22 protein-coding genes are annotated in these 25,881 nt (G+C 51.1%); 9 read left to right on the forward strand and 13 right to left on the reverse strand.

Annotation, left to right across the window (positions count from 1 at the left end):
* Positions 1 to 5 precede the first annotated feature (5 nt).
* Complete coding sequence (locus IPG22_15810) at positions 6 to 2,741, reverse strand: PAS domain S-box protein (GenBank protein ID MBK6589755.1); 2,736 nt, start codon at positions 2,739 to 2,741, stop codon at positions 6 to 8.
* 359 nt (positions 2,742 to 3,100) lie between these two features.
* On the opposite strand from IPG22_15810, the gene IPG22_15815 reads away from it, so the two are divergent.
* The 4 genes from IPG22_15815 (at position 3,101) to IPG22_15830 (ending at position 4,902) form a co-directional block, all read left to right on the forward strand.
* On the forward strand, positions 3,101 to 3,427 hold the full coding sequence (locus tag IPG22_15815; GenBank protein MBK6589756.1) for a hypothetical protein: 327 nt from the start codon (positions 3,101 to 3,103) through the stop codon (positions 3,425 to 3,427).
* Between the two features lie 204 nt (positions 3,428 to 3,631).
* Positions 3,632 to 4,018, forward strand: coding sequence for a DUF5335 family protein (locus IPG22_15820; GenBank protein ID MBK6589757.1), 387 nt, complete (start codon positions 3,632 to 3,634; stop codon positions 4,016 to 4,018).
* Between the two features lie 18 nt (positions 4,019 to 4,036).
* Positions 4,037 to 4,492, forward strand: coding sequence for a universal stress protein (locus IPG22_15825; GenBank protein ID MBK6589758.1), 456 nt, complete (start codon positions 4,037 to 4,039; stop codon positions 4,490 to 4,492).
* Between the two features lie 56 nt (positions 4,493 to 4,548).
* Positions 4,549 to 4,902 carry a hypothetical protein gene (locus IPG22_15830; protein ID MBK6589759.1) on the forward strand — a complete coding sequence of 118 codons (354 nt, stop codon included), beginning with the start codon at positions 4,549 to 4,551 and terminating at the stop codon, positions 4,900 to 4,902.
* A gap of 76 nt (positions 4,903 to 4,978) precedes the next feature.
* Here the strand turns inward: IPG22_15830 and IPG22_15835 are convergent, their stop codons facing one another.
* The 5 genes from IPG22_15835 to IPG22_15855 form a co-directional block, all read right to left on the reverse strand.
* On the reverse strand, positions 4,979 to 5,368 hold the full coding sequence (locus tag IPG22_15835) for a DUF5335 family protein (protein ID MBK6589760.1): 390 nt from the start codon (positions 5,366 to 5,368) through the stop codon (positions 4,979 to 4,981).
* Positions 5,369 to 5,383: 15 nt separating this feature from the next.
* Positions 5,384 to 6,511, reverse strand: coding sequence for an FAD-dependent oxidoreductase (locus IPG22_15840; protein ID MBK6589761.1), 1,128 nt, complete (start codon positions 6,509 to 6,511; stop codon positions 5,384 to 5,386).
* 11 nt (positions 6,512 to 6,522) lie between these two features.
* Positions 6,523 to 6,999 (reverse strand): universal stress protein, encoded by a 477-nt coding sequence (locus IPG22_15845; GenBank protein MBK6589762.1) that lies wholly within the window; start codon positions 6,997 to 6,999, stop codon positions 6,523 to 6,525.
* Between the two features lie 179 nt (positions 7,000 to 7,178).
* Entirely contained in the window at positions 7,179 to 9,104 is a 1,926-nt protein-coding gene (locus IPG22_15850; GenBank protein ID MBK6589763.1) for a PAS domain S-box protein, read from the reverse strand.
* Positions 9,105 to 9,117: 13 nt separating this feature from the next.
* Positions 9,118 to 10,509: a sigma-54-dependent Fis family transcriptional regulator gene (locus tag IPG22_15855; GenBank protein ID MBK6589764.1), complete on the reverse strand. Its 1,392-nt coding sequence runs from the start codon at positions 10,507 to 10,509 to the stop codon at positions 9,118 to 9,120.
* Positions 10,510 to 10,707: 198 nt separating this feature from the next.
* Between IPG22_15855 and IPG22_15860 the strand changes: the two genes are divergently transcribed.
* Positions 10,708 to 11,637, forward strand: a complete 930-nt coding sequence (locus tag IPG22_15860; GenBank protein MBK6589765.1) for a universal stress protein — start codon at positions 10,708 to 10,710, stop codon at positions 11,635 to 11,637.
* A gap of 10 nt (positions 11,638 to 11,647) precedes the next feature.
* Here the strand turns inward: IPG22_15860 and IPG22_15865 are convergent, their stop codons facing one another.
* From IPG22_15865 to IPG22_15875, 3 genes are read right to left on the reverse strand one after another with little or no spacing between them, the layout of a single operon-like run.
* The gene (locus IPG22_15865; protein ID MBK6589766.1) at positions 11,648 to 12,349 is read right to left on the reverse strand and encodes a tetratricopeptide repeat protein; all 702 of its coding nucleotides are present in this window, start codon (positions 12,347 to 12,349) and stop codon (positions 11,648 to 11,650) included.
* Positions 12,350 to 12,354: 5 nt separating this feature from the next.
* Entirely contained in the window at positions 12,355 to 13,974 is a 1,620-nt protein-coding gene (ccsA, locus tag IPG22_15870) for a cytochrome c biogenesis protein CcsA (protein ID MBK6589767.1), read from the reverse strand.
* A complete protein-coding gene (locus tag IPG22_15875; protein ID MBK6589768.1) occupies positions 13,971 to 15,470 on the reverse strand; it encodes a cytochrome c biogenesis protein ResB in 1,500 nt (499 codons plus the stop codon). Before IPG22_15875 ends, ccsA begins: the two co-directional genes overlap by 4 nt.
* Positions 15,471 to 15,748: 278 nt before the next feature.
* Between IPG22_15875 and IPG22_15880 the strand changes: the two genes are divergently transcribed.
* The 4 genes from IPG22_15880 (at position 15,749) to IPG22_15895 (ending at position 20,135) form a co-directional block, all read left to right on the forward strand.
* Positions 15,749 to 16,960 (forward strand): hypothetical protein, encoded by a 1,212-nt coding sequence (locus IPG22_15880; protein ID MBK6589769.1) that lies wholly within the window; start codon positions 15,749 to 15,751, stop codon positions 16,958 to 16,960.
* Between the two features lie 2 nt (positions 16,961 to 16,962).
* Positions 16,963 to 17,835, forward strand: coding sequence for a hypothetical protein (locus IPG22_15885; protein MBK6589770.1), 873 nt, complete (start codon positions 16,963 to 16,965; stop codon positions 17,833 to 17,835).
* 265 nt (positions 17,836 to 18,100) lie between these two features.
* Entirely contained in the window at positions 18,101 to 18,370 is a 270-nt protein-coding gene (locus IPG22_15890) for a cytochrome c (protein MBK6589771.1), read from the forward strand.
* A 157-nt stretch (positions 18,371 to 18,527) separates the two neighbouring features.
* Positions 18,528 to 20,135 carry a NapC/NirT family cytochrome c gene (locus IPG22_15895; GenBank protein ID MBK6589772.1) on the forward strand — a complete coding sequence of 536 codons (1,608 nt, stop codon included), beginning with the start codon at positions 18,528 to 18,530 and terminating at the stop codon, positions 20,133 to 20,135.
* Between the two features lie 361 nt (positions 20,136 to 20,496).
* Here the strand turns inward: IPG22_15895 and IPG22_15900 are convergent, their stop codons facing one another.
* The 4 genes from IPG22_15900 to IPG22_15915 all read right to left on the reverse strand — a co-directional run bounded on the left by IPG22_15900 (position 20,497) and on the right by IPG22_15915 (position 25,836).
* Positions 20,497 to 22,446 (reverse strand): hypothetical protein, encoded by a 1,950-nt coding sequence (locus IPG22_15900; GenBank protein ID MBK6589773.1) that lies wholly within the window; start codon positions 22,444 to 22,446, stop codon positions 20,497 to 20,499.
* 205 nt (positions 22,447 to 22,651) lie between these two features.
* Complete coding sequence (locus IPG22_15905) at positions 22,652 to 23,224, reverse strand: hypothetical protein (protein MBK6589774.1); 573 nt, start codon at positions 23,222 to 23,224, stop codon at positions 22,652 to 22,654.
* A gap of 266 nt (positions 23,225 to 23,490) precedes the next feature.
* Positions 23,491 to 24,783 (reverse strand): hypothetical protein, encoded by a 1,293-nt coding sequence (locus tag IPG22_15910; GenBank protein ID MBK6589775.1) that lies wholly within the window; start codon positions 24,781 to 24,783, stop codon positions 23,491 to 23,493.
* A gap of 18 nt (positions 24,784 to 24,801) precedes the next feature.
* Positions 24,802 to 25,836, reverse strand: a complete 1,035-nt coding sequence (locus tag IPG22_15915; protein ID MBK6589776.1) for a cytochrome C — start codon at positions 25,834 to 25,836, stop codon at positions 24,802 to 24,804.
* Positions 25,837 to 25,881 lie beyond the last annotated feature (45 nt).

Below are 25,881 nucleotides of genomic sequence, written 5' to 3' on the forward strand. Positions count from 1 at the left end.
GGATCTCAATTTGAAATAGGAACACACACGAAGATCGTCGTACCTTTTCCGGGAGAAGACTCGATCTCGAGTGCTCCACCCGCGAGTATGGCCCGTTCGCTCATACCGATCAGGCCCAGCCCCATACCGGATTCTGCCGAGGCTCGCGAGGCGTTGCTATCGAATCCCCAGCCATCATCCTCGATGATCAAGATCATGTCATTAAGGCGTTTTTCAAGCATAACCGTGACCAAGTTCGCCGCAGCATGCTTCAGGATATTATTCAAAGCCTCTTGAGTGATCCGATAGAGGTGCGTCTCCGTATCGTGATTCAGCCGGACATTAGAAAGGCCGGCAGAATGAAAGTCGGCTGGTATTTCGTAGTGTCTCGACCATTCGTTTACGAACGCACCGACGGCATCTACCAGCCCAAGATCGTCAAGAGCCGTGGGCCGAAGCTCCCACGCCAGGAAGCTGACCTCCGCATCGAGTCTTCCGCCGATCTCCTGCAAACGTTCAACCCTTGCCGATATCTCGTCGTGGCCGATCGAAAGCTCTTTTAGCGACGCGATCTTTAGTCGAAGAGCTGTCAATCGCTGACCGAGTTGATCATGAATGTCGCGAGCGATCCGCCGGCGTTCAACTTCTTGCCCAGTTACGAGACGGCCAAGAAGATCGATACGTTGGCGTTCAGCAGCCTCGCGAACCTCCATTTCCTGAATGAGCGCCAAATTTGCTTCCGCGAGTTCTCTTGTACGCGCCTTTACCCGATGTTCCAGTTCATCGTGGGCTCGCTGAAGTTCGTCCGCTCGCCGCTGCTTTTCCGTTAGATCGCTCGCAATTTTTGCGTAGCCGGTCAGCATCTCGCCCACCCGTAGAGGCATCATGACCCCACTTGCGTAAAAACGCGTTCCGTCTTTACGGATATACCACCGATCGTCCAATGCCTTTCCTTTCTGTCGAGCTATGCGCATCTCCTTGAGTGGTATGCCGCGAGCAATGTCGTCGGTGGTAAAGAGTATATCGCTTGACCGGCCTATTACTTCGGCCGCCGCATACCCAAAAATCAATTCAGCGCCTGTATTCCAACTGTCGATCAAGCCGCCGTCGTCCACCGAGAAAATAGCGTAATCAGCAAGGTTCTCGACCATTAGGGCCATTCTCTCTTCAGTCGACCGCAGTAGGTCTTGTGAACGTTTAAGGTCGGTGAGGTCGTTCGTCAATCCATAGTAGCCATAAACCGTCCCGTCAACGCCAATGTCGGGCATATAGGAAATATGCACATAACGATTGCCAACCGCCCGATAGTTTAATGATGTTTCGAAAGTTACCTGATTTCCGGCCAGAGCCTCATCGATCCGCGGTTTCAGCACGCGATATGCCTGAGTGCCGAAAACATCACGAACCTTTTTTCCCACCAGATCCTCAGCCGCATAACCGAACCACTCATTAAACTGCTGATTTACAAAGCGGTACCGCTCGTTGCTGTCAACATACGAGATCAACGCCGGGACTGCGTTCGTGACAAGGCGCAGCTGATTCTCGCTTAATTTAATTCGCTCCTCGGTATCCTTTCGGTCAGTGATGTCGAGGTTCACGCCGTATATTCGGGTTGCTTTTCCATCGTCGTCGCGGGTGACGCTCGCAATAGACTCCAGCCACCGGATCTTTCCATCGCGTTTTATGATCCGGAATTCATCGTGAAATCTGGTTTCATTCGACTCGAGCGTCTGCGTAATGTTTAGTTTTACGCGCTCCAGGTCGCTCGGATGGACGTGGGAACTCCAATAACCCTCGTCAGGGTTCACATCACTTGGTTTCTCATCGTAGATGGACCACATTGTTTCGGACCAATATGTCTGATTCGTTGCCGCATTCCAGTCCCAAATACCTACACGACCTGCTTCCTGAGCGAGTTTTCTTCTTTCCTCGGAAGCTCGAAGTGCATCGTCGCTTTTTTTACGGTCGGTGATGTCGCGGATGATCGCCATCACCAAACGCTCGCCGCCAAAATCGGCACCGTTCGCATTAACGTCAACCGGGAATTCGCTGCCGTCTTTTCGGACATGGATCGACTCAAAATGGACGCCAGTTTCGTCGGCTAATCTGAACTGTTCCTTCAGATCGGCGAGTGTCGATGGATGCCGAATATCCGCGATGTTCATCCGTAGAAATTCTTCGCGGGAATAACCATAAAGTTCAATGGCAGTCTGATTCACTTCGATGAAGCGGAGATCCGGGGTCAGAAACCAGATCACATCACGCGATCTTTCGGAAAGCAGTCGATAGCGCTCCAGGATTCCCTCAGACCGCTTTCGTTCGGTGATGTCGCGATTGCTTTCAAGGACGATGGTGCGTCCGCAGGATTCTATTATCTGTTGACGGCTCTCGACTATCAGCTCCCGGCCATCTTTCGTTGTGTGCTTAACCTCGCCCGACCAAGATCGATCTTCGAACAAACGCTTCTCGAACTCCCCGAGACCTTTGGGGTGCAAGCTTCTAAGCAGTTCATGATTTTGCCGGCCGACCGCCTCATCGCGACTGTAGCCATAGAGCTTCTCCGCCCCCATATTCCAATCGATGATCCCAAATCCCGGCTCCCAGGCGAATATTGGATCGAGGGACATATCAAGCATGGCAGCCTTCTGTCGAAGAACTTCCTCAAATTCCGCCGCGGGTCGCCCCTGCCCGCGAACGTGCATAGGTTGGCTCGCTTTTAAGCCGTTGGTTTCTTCTTCATTACTGGTCTTGGTCTTTTGCATTCAAACAGGAATACCGCTCCAACCGGGTGAAGTGTACGGCAATAGATACAATCTATATGGCATTGGAGGTACGCGCAAAAGCGAGACCCCCAAATTGCGTGCCTGAATTAGCCTCAAGTTAGCTCCTGAATTTAAAAAGGGTGCTCCTCTCCAAAGGAACACCCTGAACGCACGTTCGTGCCAGTATGAAAGGAAACTATGAGTCAAGACCATAATATCGAAGACTTTCGCAGGTTTCTGTATTCCGGAATACACAAGCCGGAATTGTTGCTTTATTGGTCAGTGAATGTTGGGTGGGGTATCAATAACTTACGGGGAAACAACGATCCGACGAGTCAGATCTCGATGCGAAGTGGAATATGCGATTGTGCTATGGTTTGCTACGGCCGACGGCAACTGGGGCAGGCCCCGATCTCAAACTCTCTTACGTCAAGATACTGGTCTCTTATCTCAAAGACATGCTTCTCACAAAGATTTCGATGAAGGACAGTGTAGTTTTGATCTGGGGCGGGCAAAATATCGTGAACGCCAAATGTTCGGTTGCCGAATCGTACGTGCTTAGTCGCCATTGCTTCGCAACGGCTCCAGCTGCATTTGATCTCGAAATGTTCATGCATAAGGGTTCTAAACAAAGTTTAACCTCGAGCTGGTCAGTGAACAAGGCCACGATCACGTACACGACATAATAGAATTGGCTACACCTTATAACTCCGCGAAAAAATCCACGCACCGGCCGCTGTCGAGTGCGTTTTTTCACCGCTTTTTCCGGAATCATCGAGCCCGATACGCTGAATCTGCTTATTTTTCAGTTTTGAAGCGGTGGAACGAACCTTGCATTCCGGAAAGCGGGCACAAGGTGCCAAAACAACTCTGGTGATTTTGGAGGCATTATGACACTTGAGGTAAAGAGAGCTGAATGGAAACCATTCTTTGATAGCCTGAGCAGCGAACTGGCAAATTGGGATACGACAGTTCATGTTTTGGACGCGGCGAGCGGTGCCCAGTTGCTTACGGATAGATTGCCTTTTCATGGGCTTACTCTAGAAAGTATTGGTGGTCGTGAAACGATCGGGCTTTCGGTTGGATTCGATAAAGACACTCATCAAACTCACAGCATTCTGTGGCCTACCAAAGTTGCCTACGCTGAACGCGGACACGGACCCGCCGGAACTTTGGATATCGAGGACGCCGCTGGTACAACTACATTGATCACTTTCATCGAACCCCATAGGGAACTAATGGAACGCGGCCCGTCCGATCTCGCCGGACGCGGATAATTTGTAAAGGAGGCCAAAATGAAGATATTGATCGCTACAGACGGATCTGATTTTAGCAAAGTTGCGGTTGACGAGAGTTGCCGTATGGCCATTCGTCCAAATGACGAAGTTTTAATTGTTTCCAGTTATGAGGATGCATACCCGGTGTCGGCAGAGCCGTTTGCCCTGTCTGCGGAGTATTATCAGAAAATGGAAGACGCGATGAACGAACTCGCGGAAGGCTTTACAGCTGATGCCCGGAAATCGATCGAGGAGACGCTCCCCAATGCAAACCTCACTATTTCGACTGAAGTACTGCGTGGATCGCCCCAGCAGAGGATCGTGGAACGGGCGGAAGAGTGGGGAGCAGATCTCATCGTCGTAGGCTCACATGGACGCGGATTCTGGGGACGGCTGCTGGGCTCTGTATCGAACAGCGTTGTTCACCATGCTCCATGTTCCGTTTTGATCGTAAGAAAACCAAAGGATCAGTGACAGGCGTCGGCACCAAAGGATTAGTTTTTCGCGCCCTTTCGGTCTGGATTCTAATCATGGCCGTCGAGACGGTTCACGGCATTGTCCGCCGACTTTTTCTTGAACCTCTGACCGGCGATATCAGGGCGCGGCAGATCGGTGTTTTGATAGGCACCTTGCTCATCTATTCGGTCACATACCTTACCATTCGATGGCTCAGGGCCTCACAGATCGTTCACCTCGTTGCGATCGGTTGTATCTGGGTTGTTTTGACGATCCTGTTTGAGATCGGCTTGGGCAGACTGGCAGGACTATCGTGGGATCGGATCTTGTCCGACTACGATCCCAGATCGGGCGGATTGATGCCGTTCGGGCTTATCTTTATGTTCCTAGCGCCTTGGCTCACGGCCAAGCAGAGAAGGATCGTGTGACCGCAAGTTGTTCCCAGCTGACCCGATCTGGTTAAGAAAAAGCAATGAGCGGCAAGCCGTCAAATCCCCAAAATCTCTAAACGACGGCTGAGAAGTACTCTATCCTTGTGAATCCGACCAGCAGATCGATCGGCTCGACGAAGCGGATCAAGGTCTTTGTTCCATCCGACTCTTCGATATCGACAACATCTCCGCGATCACCGTCGGACGCGAGAAATGCAACCCGCGTTGGATTGACGATAATATGCGTTTGATGCTGTTCGGTGTTTTCGCCCACAGAAATATCAAGGGTTGTCTGCTTGCCCGATTCTTCGAGGGTAATTCCATTGAACGGGAGGGCTACGTTCAGGGTCTGATCACCGATGTTGGGGCTCAGGACCTCGATCTCGGTTTTCCATTCGTATCTCCGTTTGCTAAGCGTGTCAAAAAATCTCTTCCATTCCTCTTGTTTGATCTCGTAACTCATAATTCCTCCTGGTTACTATCTGTTCCGAGCCTGCCACCAGGCGTCATGGGCTTCTTTCGCCCAGCCCCACAATCTTCCTTTTTTGAGGCGGTACATCGAGTCGTCCCATATGCCGTAATGTAAATAGATCGAATCCGAACCGCCGGCATCGATGATCGTGGCGATCTCGTGATAGTAGGCTTTTTCCGGCTTTTCTCCATTGATCTCAGAGATCAGATTTGCGGCTGCGACCTCGGCCTGCCGGACGGCCATGTGGGCAAATTTGGGCCCCGAAAAGGCAACGATGTCACCCACGGCATATGCATCCTCCTGGCCGCTGATCTTCATAAGGTCATCAACCTTCACAAAATCGTGTTCGTCTGTGAAACCTTCGCTCCTCAGCGAGGCGTTTCCGCGAAATGGCGGAACGAGCATTAGCAGGTCGTAATCGATACAATGTTTTTGACTTGAAAGAACTGCACTTGGAGTGATCTCGGTGATCGGTATCTGGTAATGAACGCTAATATTGTGGTGCTTGAAGGCCGCCTCAAGTTCTGAATGCAGAGAAGCTCCGCCAAATGCGGCCTCTAGCGAGTCCGGGAAGATAACCGACACGTGAACACTGCCGTCAGCTATTTCATTCTTAAATCTTTTTGCCAGAGCGAATGCAGTTTCACAAACTGGTACCGGAAGTCTTGCCTCCGGACACAGGCCGATAATTATCCGGCCGCGTTTGAAAGTCCTGATGGCTTCGCCAAATCTTAGAGCCGCTCCCGTACCGAGCAGGTGATTAGAGTATTCGAAAAAGCCGGGAACCTTTTCGGTTGCGAGCCGCCGGCCGAGAGCTATAACTAAATAGTCATAAGAGAGATCGCCATTCATCTCTTCCCCGGCGATCCCAACTAACTTGTTGAGTGAATCGATTCGAATCATTTCGCCCTGCACATAGCGGACGCCGATGTCTTTTAGTTTCACCGATAGGTCAAAGGTAATATCGTCAGGCTCACATTCGCCAAAGGCAAGGTGGACGAGGCCCGGATAGAAGGTGAATTTTCGATTCGGTGCAACAAGTGTTATCTGGTGCGAATTCCCGAGAGCCGAAGCAAGCCGCTCGGCTACGATCAGTCCGCCAAAACCGCCACCCAATATCAATACATTTGCCATGTCGCCTCTCCTTATTCAACGGCCTGTGCCGCAGCAATGTCCGGTGACCGGACGATAAGCACCGAGCATGGAGCATGATGGAGCACCGCATTAGAGACTGAGCCCATCATCGCCCGTTTCCAAAAACCATATCCGTGCGATCCGAGGATTATTAGATCCGCTCCCCAACTTTCCGCTTCTTCAACGATCGCTTGCTCAGGAGGTCCTATTAGCAGCTTGGTCGAAAGATGCTTTGCAAGACTCGGAAGCCTATTTTCAATTTCCGTCCGGGCATCGGCGATGTTCGATTCGGTCTCGGCTTGGGTCTGATTATCGATCCTCTGAACATATTCTGCCGAGACGGCGAATGGTTCAGTTGGTGGAAGCATTCGCTCCATGGCCGATACGATACGTATCTCATTCTGATCAGAATTTCCCAGTACCTTGCAGCAATAGTCTATCGCCGCTTGGCTGAAATCGGAGCCTTCAATTGCTAATAAGACGTTCATAATATTCCCGCACTCCTACTGGATGCTCGTACCCGCTACTAATTCTTGCAATAGATGTTCCTCGACGCTGTCCGTTCCGAAGGTCGATTTTTATTCGGTTTTGTACGATCTTGTGCAGCCGCGGAGTTCGGAAAATCTCGCGCATATCTAAAAATATCCACGGAAAAAGGCTCGCTAAGCTAGCGGGTCTCAGTCAGGACAGAGGTAAGAGTTCCCAGCAGCTTCTCAGCCGTAAAGGGTTTGGAGATGATGGCATCAACCTTAAGATCTAATAGTTCGGATGTCTGCCCCTCGCTGAGCAGCCCGCTCATTGCAACTATCTGTATATCGGGTTTTATCTTCTTAAGGGCACGGATGAGAGCGGCTCCATCCATGTAGGGCATCGCCATGTCCGTCAAGACCAGCGAAATGTCATTTCTCCGCTGCGAATAGACCGCGAGTGCATCAGTTCCATCGACGGCCGCTAACGCTTCATAGCCGAACTTCTTGAGTGTGGCGATCGTCACTTCGCGAATATTCTCCTCGTCGTCAACCACAAGTATCAACTCCCCGTTGCCCGCGGGGAGCGAGTTCTTGACTTCCTCGGCTGTCGTCGTTATTTCTGACTCAATTGCCGGGAGATAGATCGAGAATCGCGTGCCCTTTGAAGGTTCGCTATAAACGTTGACGAATCCACCGTGGCTTTTGACGATGGTCATGGTTGTTGCCAGGCCCAATCCTGTTCCTTTGCCAACCTCTTTCGTGGTAAAAAATGGATCGAAAATACGCTTGACAATATCGGGTGACATGCCGGTTCCGGTGTCGGAGATCGTCATTAATACATAATTGCCGGGTTCGGCATCGATGTTCATACGGGCGTAGTTCTCATCGATCACAAAGTTCTCGGCGGTGAGCGTAAGCGTGCCGCCCATCGGCATTGCATCACGAGCGTTGATGCAAACGTTCATCAGCACCTGGTGCATTTGTGTCGGATCCGCTGAGATCGCCCAAAGATCAGTGTTCAGATCGAATCGGAGCTTGATCGCTTTTGGCAGGGTTTCATTCAACACTCCGACGATCTCTTTGATGATGTGCCTCAACTGAACACGAACACGTTGGCCTGACAGACCGCGCGCAAAGGTCAGGACCTGTTTCACCAGTTCCGTACCGCGCTCCGCATTTTCCTTGATCATCTTCAGCCAGCGTGTTGTCTCAGCGTCGTTGTCGTTTAGCCTGAGCATATCGACTGACATCATGATCGGCGAGAGTATGTTGTTGAGATCATGAGCGATGCCGCCGGCGAGAGTGCCAATCGATTCCATTCGCTGAGCGCGGAATAGATGTTCTTGCGTGCGTTTCTGTTCTGTTATATCGGTGTTGATTATTAGGAAATAATCCGGTACGCCTTTATCGTTTCGAACGAGCGTCCAGCGGCTTTCGATCGCGATCTTTTCGCCTGTTCGTTTGGTGTGTGTTGTCTCAGCTTTCCACTCATCTGAGGTTTCAAGAGCGGTTCTGGCTCTCGCAAGGTAATCATGCTCATTAGCACCGATCAATTCGGCAATGTTTCGGCCTGCCGCTGCGTCGGCGGACCAGTCGTAAATTCGTTCGGCTCCTTTATTCCAGTAAAGGATCTGGTAGTTGAGATCACATACGAGGATCGCGTCCTGTGCCTTGTCGAGAAGCGATGCCTGCTGCCTGATGCGTTCCTCACCCAGCTTACGTTCCGTAATTTCATACCTGATGGCGGCATATTGAAACGGTTTTCGCTCGCTATCGAGAAACGGAACTATCGTTGTGTCAACCCAATACAAAGAGCCATCTTTTGCTCGATTGCGGATCTCACCTCGCCAGATCTTGCCGTTTGCGACGGTTGTCCAAAGATTCCGAATGAACTCTTTAGGATGGTAGTCGGAGTTGATTATTCGATGATCCTGGCCCAGAAGCTCTTCGCGGCTGTATTTCGAGATATCACAGAATTTATCGTTGATGTAGGTTATGCGTCCGCGTTGATCTGTCATCGCAACGATCGCAGATTCATCAAGCGCATGTTTGAGGTCTGTTAGTTCCTTCAGCAACTCGTGATTTATCTCTTTTTCGCCTTGATTGATATTGTCTTGGGCCACAAATGTTGTAATTCTAAGTTTCCGTTTCGTATCCCGCTTTTCGGAGCTTATAACGTAGTTGATCTCGTGAGATATCGAGGAGTTTTGCGGCGCGCGTCAGATTTCCACCGGTACGCTCAAATGCCTGTTTGACGAGCTCAAATTCCACCGTTTCCAATGGAATGCCGTCAGTAGGAAGCGTGAAAAGAGAGCCTTGTTGAATAGAGTGGCCGGAGTTAGTGCCGAGCATGTCTGCCGGCAGATGTGCAGACGTTACCGTGTCCCCGTCTTCGAGGATAGAAGCTCGTTCAATGACATTGCGCAGTTCACGGACATTTCCGCTCCAGCGGTAGTTAATAAAGATCCTTTCAACGTCAGGTGATAGGCCGATCAAGGATTTTCCGCGCCGTTTTAAGTTCGCCTTGTCGATGTAATATTTAGCCAGCAGCAGAACGTCGGTGCCTCGATCTCTGAGCGGCGGAATGTCAACCTGTATGACGGATAGGCGGAAGTAGAGGTCAAGCCGGAAATTACCGCCCTCACTCTCCTGCTTGAGGTTTCTGTTAGATGCGGCAATGATGCGAGCGTTCAGGCTGATATCTTTAAGCCCGCCGACGCGTCGAAATGATCCTTCCTCCAAAACCCGTAATAACTTCGCCTGCAGAGCGAGTTCCATCTCGCCTATCTCGTCAAGGAAGATCGTGCCGCCATGAGCCTGTTCAAAAAGGCCCTCCTTTTTCTGCTTTGCATCTGTAAACGCCCCCTTTTCGTAACCAAAGAGTTCCGATTCAATAAGATTTGCCGGAAGTGCCGCACAATTTATGGCGAGATATGGAGCTTCAGATCTTTCAGAGGCAAAGTGTATCGCCCGGGCAAAGAGGTCTTTGCCGGTTCCGGTCTCGCCGTTAAGCAGAATTGACCCAACGTCGGATACAGCTACACGGCGAGCGAGGTCGATGGCTTTTTTCATCGCGTCAGACTCGCCGATTATTTCTTCGAAGCTGAAGCCGCGTTTGTTTGCAGAGCGAGCCTGGCTGACCTCGCGACGGAGAATTCGCGTTTCAGCTGCGTTGCGGAGTGTTACTCGCAGCTCCTCGATACGAACGGGCTTACCAATAAAATCATGCGCACCGCCGCGAAGAGCCGCGACAGTATTCTCTACATCGACATTACCCGTGATCATAACCGCGATCGTGTCTGGGCTTTGCTCTTTAATGTCCCTCAGGATGTCGAGTCCGGAACCGTCCGGCAGATCGATATCGAGCAGCACGATCGCCGGTTCTTCCTCGGCAAATGTCTTTTTTGCGGAGGCGACGCTGTCGGCTTCGACGATGTCGTATTGCCAGCTTTTCAATGCCTCACTCAGAGCCATCCGAACGAACCGGTCATCATCAACGATAAGGACTTTTCCAACTGCACTGCTCATAGGCGATTCTTATGCCGAGATTAGATATACAAACAGTATAACTCCAGCCTCTAGATTTTAGTAACCGAGTGCGAAAATTTCCGCATTCAGTTGGGCAATATGTCGCTGAAATTGTTGTCGCAATGGGGATTATGCGAGTTTTTTGTGGCACGCTCATTGCACTTGGTTGGTGAGTCGGTCCTACGGCCACAGATCATTATGAAGATCCTTATTGCATACGATGGCTCTCACAGCGCCGAAGCGGCGCTAGATGATCTGAGCCGTGCCGGGCTTCCGTTGTCAGGTGAGGCAATGGTTGTAACCGTGGCTGAAGTTTGGCTGCCGCCTCCGGATTCGACCGAGAAGACGGATGAGTTTCTTGAAGAGATCGTTGCCAGACACAGAGAGAAAGGCCGTCGGCTTCTCAACGAAGCTGAGATCAAGGCAAATCACGCCGCGACGCGTGTACGACGAATTTTACCCGGATGGACGGTCAAGCAGTTAACCACCTATGGGTCGTCTGCCTGGGAGATCCTAACGGCCGCGGATGATTTTCTTCCCGATATGATCGTAACCGGGTCGCAGGGGCATTCAGGTATCAGCCGCCTGATTCTTGGGAGTACATCCCAAAAGGTACTGACCGAAGCTCGTTGTTCGGTACGGATCGGCAGAGGCAAGGTCGAAGTTGACCCTGCACCAGATCGTATCATTATCGGATATGATGGTTCGACCGGGGCAGATGCCTGCATTAAGGCCGTTGCGGCTAGGAACTGGACTGATAAGACTGAGGTAAGACTTATTACCGCGGCCGATTCCGTAGCTCCAACCGCGATCACAAGGTTCATCCCTTCAGTAGCCGATCGCTCTGACGATGAAGCGAAGGCTGAACACCAGTGGATCGAGCACATGCTGGAAAAGGCGGCGTCCGAGCTAGCCGCAAAGAACCTTCTCATCACCACGCAGATTTTTGAAGGGAACCCGAACGAAGTCCTCGTACGGGAGGCGGAGGATTGGCATGCAGACTGCATTTTTGTGGGAGCCAATGCATTGGGCGGCCGTTTTGAGAGATTTCTTCTTGGCAGCACCTCGTCAGCCGTAGCGGCAAGGGCGGGCTGTTCTGTTGAGGTTGTCCGATTTAATAAAAAGTAGCGGCTAGCCGCTACTTTTTTCCACCTTTCTGAATATCTTCCTTTAGTTTAACGATCGCTTCGTTTTTCGGGTCAACGCTTTCAAGCTTTGTGAGAGTCTCGCTTGCTTTTGTCATATCACCTTTCTTGGTGAACGCAACAGTTAGATTCTGCAGCGCCTGAATGTGATTCGGATCGATCGTAAGAGCTTTGGTAAACTCCTGAATTGCCCGGTCATAGTTCGGAATATCGCGGAACACGAACGTCAACCCAAGGTCCGTACGGACGTTCACGTCGTCCGCTTTTTTGGCCAACGCGGCACTGTACCATTTCTCCGCTTCGTCGTATTTCCCGGCGTCGAAGTTGGCGTTCCCCAGATGCACCGTGATCTCGCGATCGTCAGGCTTTAGCTTATTTGCGGCTTCCAAATAGCTGATCGCTTCGTCAAACCTTTCGATCTGGTAGTACATCTCAGCAGCTTTGACCTGCGCGTCGAAATCATTTGGCGATTGTTTCGCCTTTTCGATCGCCGCCTGGGTCTGCGGCTGCATTCCGCCCGTGGTGCCCGAAGTTCCGCCGATGTCCGGATGTCCGGGCGGCATATTTGAATTAGCCTTTATCTCGGCGGATACAGGAGCGACGGTCTTTTGGTTGACCGAGTTAGCAAACATGAAGCCGATCAACAGGCCCGCCACCAAACCGACGATGCCGAAAAGAGTATTTTCTTTATTCATAAAATTTATGCGTATGAGTGTAATCCCGGGAGCAGATAGCTGACGCCCAGATAGGTAAAGATGACAAAAAGGAAAGCGACCACGGCGAAATAGGCCGAACGGCGTCCGCGCCAGCCGTATGCGATCCTCGAATGAAGGAATCCGGCGTATGTAAGCCAGGCGACCAGGGCTCCAACCTCTTTGGCGTCCCAACCCCAATAGCGGCCCCACGATTCGTTTGCCCAAACGGCTCCGGTCATAAGAAGCAGTGCGAGGCCCGCAAACGCCACGCCTGCAAGTTTATACATTAGGCCGTCAAGCGTTTCGCCGGAAGGCAGCATCGCGCGGATCTTTTCGGTTTTGATACCGAAAAGAACGACGAAGAACGTCCCGGTAAAAGCCGTTATAAGTGCGGCGAGCTCGACGGGGTTTGCATTCAGGCTAAGGTGAAGCTGCGAGCCGTTCTCCATGATCCACTTATTAGCGATGTCATAAAGTTGCTGCTGGCCCATTAGGTTTATCTGAGCCTGGGGCATGTCCTGCTGCTGGAGCATCCAGCTTGCAAACTTCGGATATTGCGATGGGCTGATCAGCGCGACCACGTTTTGCAATGATTTAAGCTGGTAGACGAGCAAAGAGATCCCTGCTCCCTGTACTAGCAGGGCAGCGTAGAGAAAGCGATTGCCCCATTTGCGGGCGTTCTCATCGTTTTTGGAAAAGTAGGCAAGGTGGCCCACCGTCGCAGCGATAAGTAGTCCGGCAGCGGCAACGATCAACCATCCAACGTAAGGAATGTCTGCACGCAGGCCCAGGGCCATTCGTGACGTGCCGACAAAGGTCGATGCGGTATAAGTTCCAAATGTGCCCGGAGCAAAAATACTAAACTTACTGATGGTCACAAATACCCCGATCGCGAATGCGGACGTCCAGAATGCCATCCTTTCGACCTTCAGGCCGTCCTTGAGCAGGTATAAAACCGCTACGGCGAAGCAGACCAGTGCAATGCCATAACTGAGCGAAGCAATGCCGACGTGGATCGGGCGCCAATAGGAATCGAGCACCGGCGGCAGATCGATCAGTTCGCTGCCGATGAATCGGGCAAGTACCAAAATGATAGCGGCGAGCGGCAGCGAGAGTGCTGCGACGATGCGAAAATGTTCCCGCCGCATAACCAGCAATGTCGTTATTCCGGCCCCAAAAGCGAACGCAAGGCTGAGGTCATAGAGATTCGCGAACGGTACATACCTGAAAACCCAGGGCATGTCGGCCGGACTCGCTCCCTGGCTATTAAAGATCGCGAGTTCGCGATCGTAGGCTGCAACCCAGCGAACCAGCCAACTCGAAAGGTTGAACAAAACACCGAGCGTCGCGGCCCACATACCGAGCTTTTCAGCGAACCGGAACGGCGCGTACATATTTGTCAGGTGAAAGACAGCGGCGATTAGATATGATGCCAGTGCGAGCATCATCAATGCTCCATCGGAAATAAAGCGTTCGCCCCCGACGTTTATTCGAAGCAGTACCAACGCGAGCGACCCAAAGATAGCGATCGCTGCCGGAGCGTACGTCATTAAGGCTCCGGTAGAGGGATACTGCGTCGATCTATCCGAGATAATAATTGGATTATTTAGAACTTCCTGGCTCATATTTGTTTGGTCTCCAACTCATTTACAAAGCGTTTGAATTTCTCATCGAAAGCTCCGAGGCTTCGATTGGCATTACCACCGAATACTACGTGACTCATGCCTTCTTTTCCGGGCTCGATCGCGGCCCATACACGTTGGTGTGAAAAGAAGAACACGGCGACGAGCGTTATGAATAGCAAAATGAAACCGACGTAGACCACCGTGGCTCCCGGATCGCGTTGAACCGAGAGAATATGCTGGTCAGCGACTTTCTCAAAGTCTTTTAATTGGAATGTATAACCGGCGACTGGCTTGGCCGCGATTGGTATATTTGCCATCTGCGGGCCAAAGGCATAAGCGGTCTGGGGAGGGGTTCCAGGCTGCGTTATTTGCAGCACAGCCGCCGGATTCGGGTACGCGGAGGTGTCTTCGTTCGGGTCTTCTTCACCGATACTGAAGTTTCCGCGGAATTCACTGAACTTAATATTTGTGCCGTCAGCCAGGGAAGCTGATCCGTCGCGTGGGATCGTTAAGATCTGAGCTTCGCCGCCATTTGCCGGCTTGGCATTGACGGTAATGTTTCTTGCTCTGCCTATTGGTGTGAAGCTGGCCTGAAAGAAACGGTAACCGCGAAAATCAAACGGTTTGTTCATTTGAACGGACGCATCATGGGTGCCAGTCTCATCCGTGATCGTGAATCGCGTCATCCAGTCGATCGTGTTCATTGCTGAGATCGACTCGTCTTTTTTGATCAACCGCTGCTGAATGTCGATGCATGTAATATCGAATGGCAGCCGATTTGTCACCTCGGTCGCTTTATCGAGTTGGACCTGGGTTCCGAACATCAGATTCGTTTTCTGTCCGGGCGTCAGCGGCAGGTTGCCGGTCGAACCTAGCTGGGCCGTTAAGAATCCGCCCAAAAAGATAGTCAAAAGTCCGACATGAACCGCATAAGCTCCAAAGCGGTTCCATAAACCGGACTGGCCAAAAACAAACGTCCGGCCGTTCTTTTCGGTTACCCGGACCTTTCGCCAGCCAATTTTCTTCATTGCCGCGGCGGCTTTTTCAGCAAGCTTGGCAGGTTCGCCTTCTATCTCGATCTCCGCATTTTGTTTTTGGTCGCGCAGCCACCTGACCGGTACGGTTGCGTTCGGTTTCGAGACGAAAAGCCATGTCTTTGGAAATCGATCGATCGAGGCGAGCACGATGTTCATAGAAACAAGGAACAAGAGTGCATTGAAGTACCAGGAGTGATAGATGTCGAACAACCCAAGGTTGCCGTAGACAAGCCGCTGAGCGGGTGTAAGCTCGGCAAAATACCGGGCAAAGCCATCAACGCTCTGCTGCATGATGAGCATCCCCACAAAACATGCTAATCCTAATAGCACTAATAAGGTCACGCCCAAGCGGACGGAACAAAGCAGTTTGAGGAACCTCGAAAAAAACGACTCACCGTACCCGGTTTTTGCCGAAGTGTTTGGGGCATCTTTAGTTACGATCTGTTCTAGTGTAGACATAATTTACAAACTTAATCGCCGTTCCGGCTCTATCGCTCCATTGGCAATAAGTATGCCGTGGAGCCAAAAGGGCTGTAATTGCAGTTGTATGCTGATTATTAGGTTATGTTATATTAATCGGGTCCAAACAAAGACAGGTTGTTAGAGCCGTGAGCCGTGAATAATTACTTCACCTGCCGTGTATTATTTCGCAAACAGGACCTGGACGCAGTTGTGATACCAGTCACATCGCTAGGGGTGAAAGGGGAATAAAATGCTTCGTGAGAGCTTATTTTATAATGGCACCGACTAATAGAAAAAATTTCACCCGGGTACTGATCGCTGCATTATTTGCCGGCTTTTTTGCGGTCGGGGCCTTGTACCGGCCTTCCTCGCCGGTAGTTGCTAACGGTGGTGCAGATCCAGAACCAACACCGCGAAAGGCGAGCACTCCACGAAAGGTGAGCACTCCCCGAAAGGTCAAATACTCTGAGTTCCCGCATAGCGTAAAAGCTCACAAGGTGGAATGCGCAACCTGTCATAAATTCCCATCGGATAACTGGAATAAGGTAAGGACTGGCGACGCCGCGTTTGCCGATGTGACCGAGTATCCAAAACATGACTCTTGCCTGAAGTGCCATACGCAGCAGTTCTTTATTGGGGCCAAGCCAGCAATTTGCTCGATCTGTCACACGGATCCTTCGCCCCGAAACTCCGCCCGGCATCCTTTCCCGAATCCCCGCGAGATCTTTGATCTGTCGCCGAAAGGGAAGACCGCTGAATCGGACTTTGTAGTGGGATTTCCCCACGATAAACACATCGAGATAGTGTCTCAGACGGGCCCAGGCAATGCCTCGTTCGTCAATGCCGCATTTACCGGTCGAGAACGTCGTCGGGCGGGCGAGGAGAGCTGCTCGGTTTGTCATCAGACGCAGGCACCTCAGGGTAAGTCGGAAGATGAATATTTAACGCCGCCGCCGGCTAAGCTTGGCGAAGCGTTCTGGCTTAAGAAAGGAACATTTAAGTCGGCCCCGATCGGGCATACGACTTGTTTTACGTGTCACTCGGCCGATTCCGGCATGCTTCCGGCACCGCAGACTTGTTCGGCGTGTCATCAACTGAAGCCCCCGATGCCCTCAGCGGATTTTGATGCAAAGCTTGCCGCTCCGATGAAGGTCGAGAGCAAAGTGATGATGGATTCGTGGCGTAAGCGTGATTCGTCTGGGAAATTCGCCCATGAGTTTTTTGCCCATGCTGAATTGAGCTGCTCGACTTGTCATAACGTGCTGACGATGAATACTGCCGATCCGAAGACGAAAAAGGTAGAGATCTCGTCCTGTGCGACGTGTCATGCCACAGCGACATCTGACGATGGCGGAGCGTTGAACTACGAAATAGATATGCGAAAGAAAAGCGCATCATTTGAATGCGTTAAGTGTCATATTGCATTTGGAAGATCGCCGGTTCCGGACTCGCACACGAAAGCGATCGCGGCGGCGGCAGGGAAATGAAAATGGCAAGGAACCATAAAAACCCAGGAGCGATATCAATTACGAAGCGGCTTCAGATAGTTATCCTACTGCTTAGCTGCGTTGCGTTTGGCTACGCCTATACGATGTTTCCCGATCCCGCAGCCGTCGGGGAATCGGCACCCGAGATCACCCTCGCCGAGGCAACTGCGGCGGAGCCCGTGGAAGATTATTCGCGATTCACCCATTCAAATAACGCTCACACGCAGCTGCCGTGTCTCCTTTGCCACAGACGCGATGACAACTCGCCTCGGTTAAAGCTTCCCGGAAAAATAAATCACTTGCCATGTGCCGGATGTCACGTCGCTCAGTTCGAGGATCAGGCGAGCCCGATGTGTACGATCTGCCATACAAATCCCCAAACGGGTGCGATGAAAGGCTTCCCAACTATTAGAAGCTTTAATATTAAATTTAATCATGGCAAGCATTTGAGGCAGACAAATTGTGCGACCTGCCACAAGCCGGCGAGCCGCGGGGTCGCTCTATCGGTTCCCAAGGGATCAGCCGCCCACACAACCTGCTTCCAATGTCATACAGACCGAACTCCGATCGGGTCATGCGACACATGTCATTCGCCCGGACGCCCGGTTAGAGGATCGGAATGGGCCAAGGCGTTCAGCCTCAATTTCAGCCATCAGGAACATACCGGTAAGGGGAATATGAACTGCGCGACGTGCCACTCAGTCCTCGCTGGCGGTGTCCGCGGCCGGCAGGTTACCGCACCGGCACCGTCAATGCACTTTCCACCGGCACGAGGCCAGAGCTGTGCGACGTGCCATAACAACAAGCGAGCGTTTGGCCCGCCGGATTTTGCGGACTGCAAACGCTGCCACGAGGGGAAGACGTTCAAGTTCTAGAGACCCTGACCGCGGAAAAGTCCGCACCGGTTGCGAGGATTGGCACCTGCGAGGCGGTCGAAAAAGGCATTTGTGATCTCTAGTGCAATAAAAGTGGGCATTCTGCACTGAAGCAGAAGTGGCACGCCGGTTGCGATACATCTTAGCAAGAGCCACGGGACATTGGTCCGTACTGGTTCGAATTTTACGCTAGGAGTTGAACATGAAAACCAATTGGACAAAACTGACCGCAATTATTTTTTTCGCAGTACCATTTCTCCTATTAATGATCTTTAAGGTTACCCCGACCATGGTCGCGGCGAGTGCAGCGGACGATCCGGCTACGGTTTACAAAGCAAAATGTGCCGCATGCCACACGCCGAAAGCGGATAAGTTCTATAACCCGGCAATGCCTGAGGCAGAACAGGTTCAGGTAATACTAAAGGGAAAGAAAGGCGAGAAGCCGCCCTACATGCCCGGCTTCGAGGCAAAAGGCATGACCGAAGATGAAGCCAAGGGATTGGCTGCTTATATGAAAGGCTTAAAGACGCCTTAGGAACGAAACGAACTAATCTTCTGTTAATGCCTCTTGAGCCCGGGCCGCCCGACCAATAATTCGCAGGGTTCCAAAGTGGAAGCGAATTATTGATCGAGCGGCCCGAGGTTTTTTTTGAAGGTTGCCAACGTTGCAAGACCCCTAGAGAGGGATAATTATGAACGACGAAACCGAGACGAAAGAAGAATTTCCGAACGAGGTCAATACGAAAATGCGTCCGCCGAGCCTGCTGAGAAATTACGTCAGCTTCGTCGGAATGGCTATCGTTCTCGCGGCCGTCACGAGCGATCTGCTGCTGTTTTTCATCGAGATCACCGCGTCGGCCGAGAATGCGTATATTGGAATTCTCACGTATATTCTGATGCCGTCGGTCATGATGTTTGGCATTGCTGTCGCGATCGTCGGCATGATCATGGAAAGACGGCGGCGGCGGAAGCAAGCACCGGATGATGTTATGGCGTATCCGATGCTCGACCTGAATAACCCACATACGCGGCGCACGTTCATGGTTTTCATGGTCGGCACCTTAGTGTTCATTTCCGTTAGTGCGTTCGGCAGCTACAAGGCCTTTGAATATTCAGAATCCGTCGTTTTCTGCGGAGAAACCTGCCATACGGTAATGAAACCCGAGTATATGGCGTATAAAGCGGGAGCTCATGCCAGGGTCCGCTGCGTCGATTGCCATGTCGGTTCCGGTGCTGACTGGTATGTGAAGTCAAAGCTGTCAGGAGCATACCAGTTATATTCGGTAACCTTTAACAAATATTCACGGCCGATAACCACACCTGTCCACAACCTGCGCCCGGCGCCGGATACCTGTGAACAATGTCACTGGCCCGAAAAATTCTTTGGTGGTCAGATGAAAGTATTCAACCGGTACGGGAATGACGAGCAGAACACTCTTCACCAAACCAGGATGCTCCTCAATGTCGGCGGCGGTAGTCCGATCACGGGGCAGGTCACCGGTATTCACTGGCACGTAAATGCCGCCAATGAAGTTAAATACATTAATACCGATGAACAGCGTCAGGTGATACCGTGGGTCAGTATAAAGGATAAGGACGGAAACATTACCGAATATTTCGACCGGAACAATCCGTTCCCTAAGGATCAGGTCGAAGCGGCATCCAAGCGAAAGATGGATTGCGTGGACTGTCATAACCGCCCGGCACACAATTACATGCCGCCCGATATGGCTGTAGATACTTCTCTCGCCGCCGGAAAAATAGACGCGACTCTTCCTTTCATTAAACGCCAGGCTATAACGGCTCTGACCGGCAAGTACGAAACGACGCCCGAGGCGTTGAATGCCATCGACACGTCCATCTCAGATTTCTATCGAACTAACTACAAAGACCTGCACGCTCAAAAAGAAGGAGATATCAAAAAGGCTGTCGCGGAACTGCAGCGGATATTCCAGAACTATGTTTTCCCGGAAATGCGTGTCGATTGGAAGACCCATCCAAACAACGCCGGACACATGATCTCGCAGGGCTGCTTCCGCTGCCACGACGGCAACCACGTCAGCAAGGAAGGCAAGGTCATCACGAACGACTGCAACGTCTGCCACACTGTGCTCTACGATTCAAAAGCACCGCCGGAGCAGAATACGCAGACCGGCCCGTTCAAGCATCCGGTCGACCTTGGATCGCTAGCAGATCGCAACTGTACGTCTTGCCACAAACCTGACCAGCCGTTCAAGCATCCGATCAATCTTGGTGACATCTCGATGTTTCAATGTGCGGCTTGCCATAAGAAAAAGTAAGGGAACCTGACTGGGATTCGACTTGAAAAAGAGGCTGGTGACAGCCTCTTTTTTGTGTCTGAAAGGGAAGATCTTGTGTCGAGCAATTGGTAAAGTACTTTTTGAGTAAAAACGTTTGACCTATCCGTGAAATAACTCTACCAATCGAGGCTTATATAGCCGACAAACCATGTTGCACGTTTGACCAGACCGCCCTATTTGCGTTTGATAAAGCCGTAAACAGGGCATTTTGCTTAAAGTGTGAATCGATTCACACTTTTGAAGGGGCAAACTGGATCGCGAATTGAAAACGCATTTTCGCCCGGAAATTGAAAAAAGGCTGCCTTTTCAGGCAGCCTATCTTTCGATCGCTTTTGGAAACTTAGTGCCGCGACAGCAGCGTCCAGAAGATCGCGATCACCATGATCAAACCGGATATGTAAGCCACGAAGCCAAAAGTCTTTGAGGCGATCCTCGCGAATCGGGATGGTGGATCGGTCAATACGGTATCCAGTTTGCCTTCGGCTACAAGGCGATCGTACTCTACCGAGCGTTCTTCCTTGAATCGCGATAAGGTCATCTTGCCGGTAAAGATCACTGTGTCCATAGGGAAGTTCTCCGGCCGCAAATGATTATGGAAGAAGTGAAAAGCGAAAATGAACGCCGTCGCGAGCAGAGCTTCCTCGCCATGAATGATCATAGCCAGATTTAGCACCACGCCGGGAAGGAATTCAGTGACCAAAGTCGGGAACCACAGCATCAATCCCGAAAGCCCGATGACAGGAACGCCCCAGAATACGGCAAAATAATCAAATTTCTCCCAATAGGTCCACCGATCGAGCTTCGGTCGAGGCCCGAGGTAGAAGAACCAGCGAAACATATTGAGTACGTCCCAAATATCCTGCACACGCGGAACCATCGAATCAGGCCCGTACAGGATCGAATATTTTCGCTCCAGCACCGCCTTGCGGAACACGTAAATGATGTGGATAAGGGCATAGATCAGTGTAATAACCGCACAAATGCGGTGTATGACCCGCGTGACTCCGAGTCCGCCGCCCATTTCTTCAAGCGCACGTCCCCAACTGGTGTAGTAGTACATCAACGGCAGCCCGGTCGCCGCTAAAAGGATAAAACTGATAACGATCAGAATATGCGTTAATCGATGGACCTTTGCAAAACGAACCACATAGACGTCGTCATCCGGCGATTTCTCGTGCTTCTCACTAACATAGGCGACGATCGACCTCTGGATCCAGAGGATCGTATGAATACCGAAGAAGCTGAAAACGCCGATCAGCAGCCATTCCATAAAATGGCTGACGTAATAAACAAGCGCCGATTTTTCCGGATCATTGGGCTCCGGATGCGGGCTATACATTGCAAAATTTGCATTTACGTTCGTATGGCACTGAGAGCAGGTCTGAACTAAGTTGCTCGTATGAACCGATGAAAGTGGATTGCTCGCCGGAAGGTTCTTATGCGGCGTATGACAATCGGCGCACGTCGCGGCGAGCTTGAAATCGAGGGCCGTCGCCTGGCCGTGGAATGTGTCGCGGTAACTTGGAGCCTGCTTAGTGTGACAATTGCTGCAGTTGTTGACCATCTGCATGTTGAAATCACGAAGGCTCAACGGGGCTTGCAGGTGCGAGACGGCGGTGTGGCACGATGTGCAGGTCGGGGCTTTTGGGTTTCCTTCCTTGAATGCCTTTCCATGACTGCTGAGGTCATAGTCTGCCACGTTTTGGCTGTGACATTTCGCGCACATTAATTCAGCATTGGCCCGATTCATCGTCGACGCTGATTCCTTTACCGGCAAAATACTGTGCGATCCGTGACAATCGGCACATGAAGCAGGCCTGCTATCGCCGCTGTCGCGACGACCGCCGTGAATGCTCAGGTGAAACGACTTTGCCGCGTCCTCGTGGCAGCCGCCGCAGGTCTTTGCCATATTGGCACGGTTTACCGTCGATCTTGGATCTTCAGCCGGCAGGACTGTCGTCATGTCGCCGTTGACAGCATGACAATTTACACAGCTCGGAGCTGGCTTCCCGTTTGCTCCGGCCTTTGCGTGAATGCTGTTCTCGATGGCACCGTGCGAATCTTTATGGAACTGCACACCAGCTATGTATGGCAGAGTCTTACCCGCACCGTGACAGCCGGCACAATCCAGATTTACGTTCGTCGGAAATTGACCCGCTTGCTGATTAGCTGTTAGGTAGGGCTCTTTGGGTACGTTCTGGGCCTGTGTTTCGAACGAACGGTAAAAAGAAAAACCTACCCAAACGAGTAAAAAAAGAACCAATATTGAAGTCTTAATGTTAGGTCTCATCGCAATCCCCGCTTAACCCGGTATTTCAACTTACTTATAACTCTTTTGGCGGCAATAAACTGTGATAATGGTCACTATTAGAATCGGTGCTTCATATTACATCGAAGTCGGCTATTAACCAAGATACTGATCTGCGATATTCATAAAAAACGCCGGCGAAATTCGATGATCTCGCCGGCGTCAAATTAGAAAGGGTTAGAACCCCTTAACGGTCTCCCGCCCTTCCTCCGAAGTAGAGCCTCAGTGAGGTGTAAGGCAAATGAGACTTGTAGTTTTGGGTAGACGTTTGGATATCATCGTACTTGTAGTACTGATAGCCTACGTTCCAATCCACATTTCGACTTAGCCGGATGGCCGCCCGGACCTCCGGGGTGTTGAAACGCATTGGATACGACCCAACTATGTTCGGGGAGCCAGATGGAGGGGTAACTCGATCGCCTTGCCCATCGTCTTTATTGATCCGGTAGGTTGCATATAAAGAAACCCTGCGGTGCGGCTTGGCAGCCATTTCTACATAGACATACCGATCTTTAACATAGAATTCACTCAGGCCGAGCGTCCTAATTCCTGATGAAGGAACCAAACCAATCCACATATATATCGGTGTTTTTGCTTCCTGGTTCCGATGAGTGTAGCCGCCCGAAAGCCGGAGCTTGTCGTTCGGATTCCACTCGACGTCGCCACTGAAAGTTCGACTTTTAACATCTGTACCAAATGGAAGTCCCGGATTATCTACAGTTTGTGATGGATTGGTATTGTTCTTTGTGATTCCCGACACATTTACTGTAAACGTTTTGTATGACCAACGGCTCCTGACTCTAAAATTCGTGAAATCATAGTTTTCGAGTCGAGTGAAAACGTTGTCAGAAGTTCCATGCTCTACATCCGCAAAAATAACCCAGCCCTTGGTTGGCTTGATCTTTGTTCCGGCGATGAATGTATTCGTGCTGTTTTCTTCAGTCTAATCTATGGTCAGCGAACTTACCGAAGGAGTCGGCTGCGGACTCGGAGTTGGGAGGATCGTATTGGTAGTCGTTGATCCCTCTAATCCAAACACGTGATCTCACGCCTCGTGTGACGCCATCCTGCGTGGATCGAGAACTTGTTGCTGAATTGATAGTCGGCTTCAAGCAAATTCGAAAGACGATTAAAATCGTTCACGCGATATGCGTACGATGCGATGCTTCGATAAGTAGTAATGGTATTAGCTGCGTTACGGAAATTGAAATATTCCTGCAGATTTTCACCGCCATTCACCGTGAACCGGTCGTACGATATGGTGTTCGAAATCCGGAAATCATCCGTAGCACGGAATGTGAATCCGAGATCAGCCCGCATCTGAGGACGCTTCGACTTACCGTTGATCGTGAATTGATCGAGATCAATGAAGTTATTTTGGTTGTCCCGTCCTCCAGTGAATGTCTCAACAATATTTGATCTGGACTTGGTAGTCGAATACATGATACGTCCCGTGACGTCAAATTTATCGGCAAATGTACGATTCACATTGAACTGTGAAAAGCTGCCATTGCCAACAACCGGATAGTACTTGCTGTACGCATTGTAAACGGTAGTATCAGTGGTGTTGTTACCGGGGTTAGGGCCGGCAAGAAGATAGTTCGACCCGTCATTAAATACGCGGAAGCCATGATTCAGGCCCCAGTTGAAACCCCAAAGTTTGCCTTCCGCTCCGATACGGAAATCTTTCGCAGTAAACTTGGTGTTGTTTGGAACTGGGAAATCGTCACGATATCCGCGGGACGTCCACAATCCGTCTCCGGTCGTTTCACCGAACGAACCGCCAAAAGTCAATCTTAGCTTCTCGCTCTGCGGGAAAAGCGTGAAGTCCATGTCCGTCAGATCATGCTTCCAGTTCTGGGTATGCTGGCTTGCTCCGTTGACGGATACGTAGTTCGACAGATTATTAAAGTAGTTGATCCGTCGGGTGCTGAGATTAGCCTTGAAGAACCCGACCTTTTCCATATTCAGGCGGAAGTAACCGTTTGGATCAGCTCCCCAGCCTGAGTTCATAATGAGAAGGGAATCGAACCAACGTCCGTTTTCTTTCTCAAGAAAAATATTTGAATCGAAGAACCGGAATCCCTGTTTGTAATTCAAGTCGCTTCGGTACTTGTTCTCGTTACCATCGAGCGATCGCCAGCGCCATCCGAACTCGGTCGTCGCAGCTACGCGGTAGCCGCCGTATGTCTGTTCTGGTGTCGAACTTGGGGCCGTTTGGGAATATGCTGCGCCGGCAAATACCAGGACGACAGCCGCCGCGATGAACGAGAGGCGTGCGATTATGGCTCGTTCGCTATTAACTTTGTAATTAAACATGTTTCCTCCTGTCCATCATTACTTGAAGTAATATTTGCTTGCATTTGAACCGTGGATCCGCGCGTGGCAGATGGTGCAGTTCATGTACCGCGTCGTCGTTTGATTATGCGGTGCCTGCGGTGCTCCTGGGTCCGCGCTTGTGATGGAGCTATGACACTCCATGCAGAGCTGCCTCACCGAACTTCGGTTCAACATCTTTGGATTGCTCGATCCGTGCGGGGCATGGCAAGCTGCGCATCCTTCGGTCTTGAGTGGAGCGTGTTCGAATGCGAACGGGCCCTGTTTATCGCCATGGCACTTGATACAGGAAGCATCGCCGCCGAGTGCGAGTTTGGTCTGTTTCGATTCAAATCCACCGTGTGCATTGTGGCAGTCGCTGCACTTCATCACTCCCTCAAGGACTTTGTGATGGAACGGCTTCGTGAACTGTGCTTTGGTTTCCGTGTGGCAACTCATACAAAGTTGCGGCTCGCTCTGTTTTAGCATTGCTTTATGAGCAATGCCGGGGTTCTGGTTGCTAGTTCCGGCAACATAAACGGTCGAGTCTGGACCCGCATTCGGCAACTCCGTACCGTGCGAACTGTGACAATCAGTGCAACCTACATCGTTACGCCAGTGCTCGCCGCGACGGAAATTATTATGGCTCTCTTTGCCGGAATGGCAGGCGAGGCACGTTTCCGATGTCTGCTTAGAATTCTTTCCCGCAAATGAAATGATCTTTGTCTTATCGCCGCCGCCTTCGACGTGAGCCTTGCCGGGCCCGTGACACGATTCGCAGCCCTGGGCTTTGTCTTTCCAGCTGGCTACGTCTTTTAGTTTTGCATGTTTAGTGCTTTTGAATTTTTTGAATTGATCCTCGTGGCAGGTAGCACAGGTCTCACTGCCTAGGTAGTCATCTGGACTCGCGTTCGCGATGAGTTCGGGTACCGGTGCCGGTTCGTCCTCTGCCGCTACTCCGAGAGCCGTTGAAAATGTTGACGAAATTACCCACGCAAACACGAGTATGCTGAATGCCGTGAGCATCGCCACCTTAACAATTTTAGTTGAAGCCATGATCTTGCCTCCGTATTAGTTCGAATAACTTACTATTCGCGCCAT

Source organism: Acidobacteriota bacterium (assembly GCA_016703965.1).
GTDB lineage: Bacteria > Acidobacteriota > Blastocatellia > Pyrinomonadales > Pyrinomonadaceae > OLB17.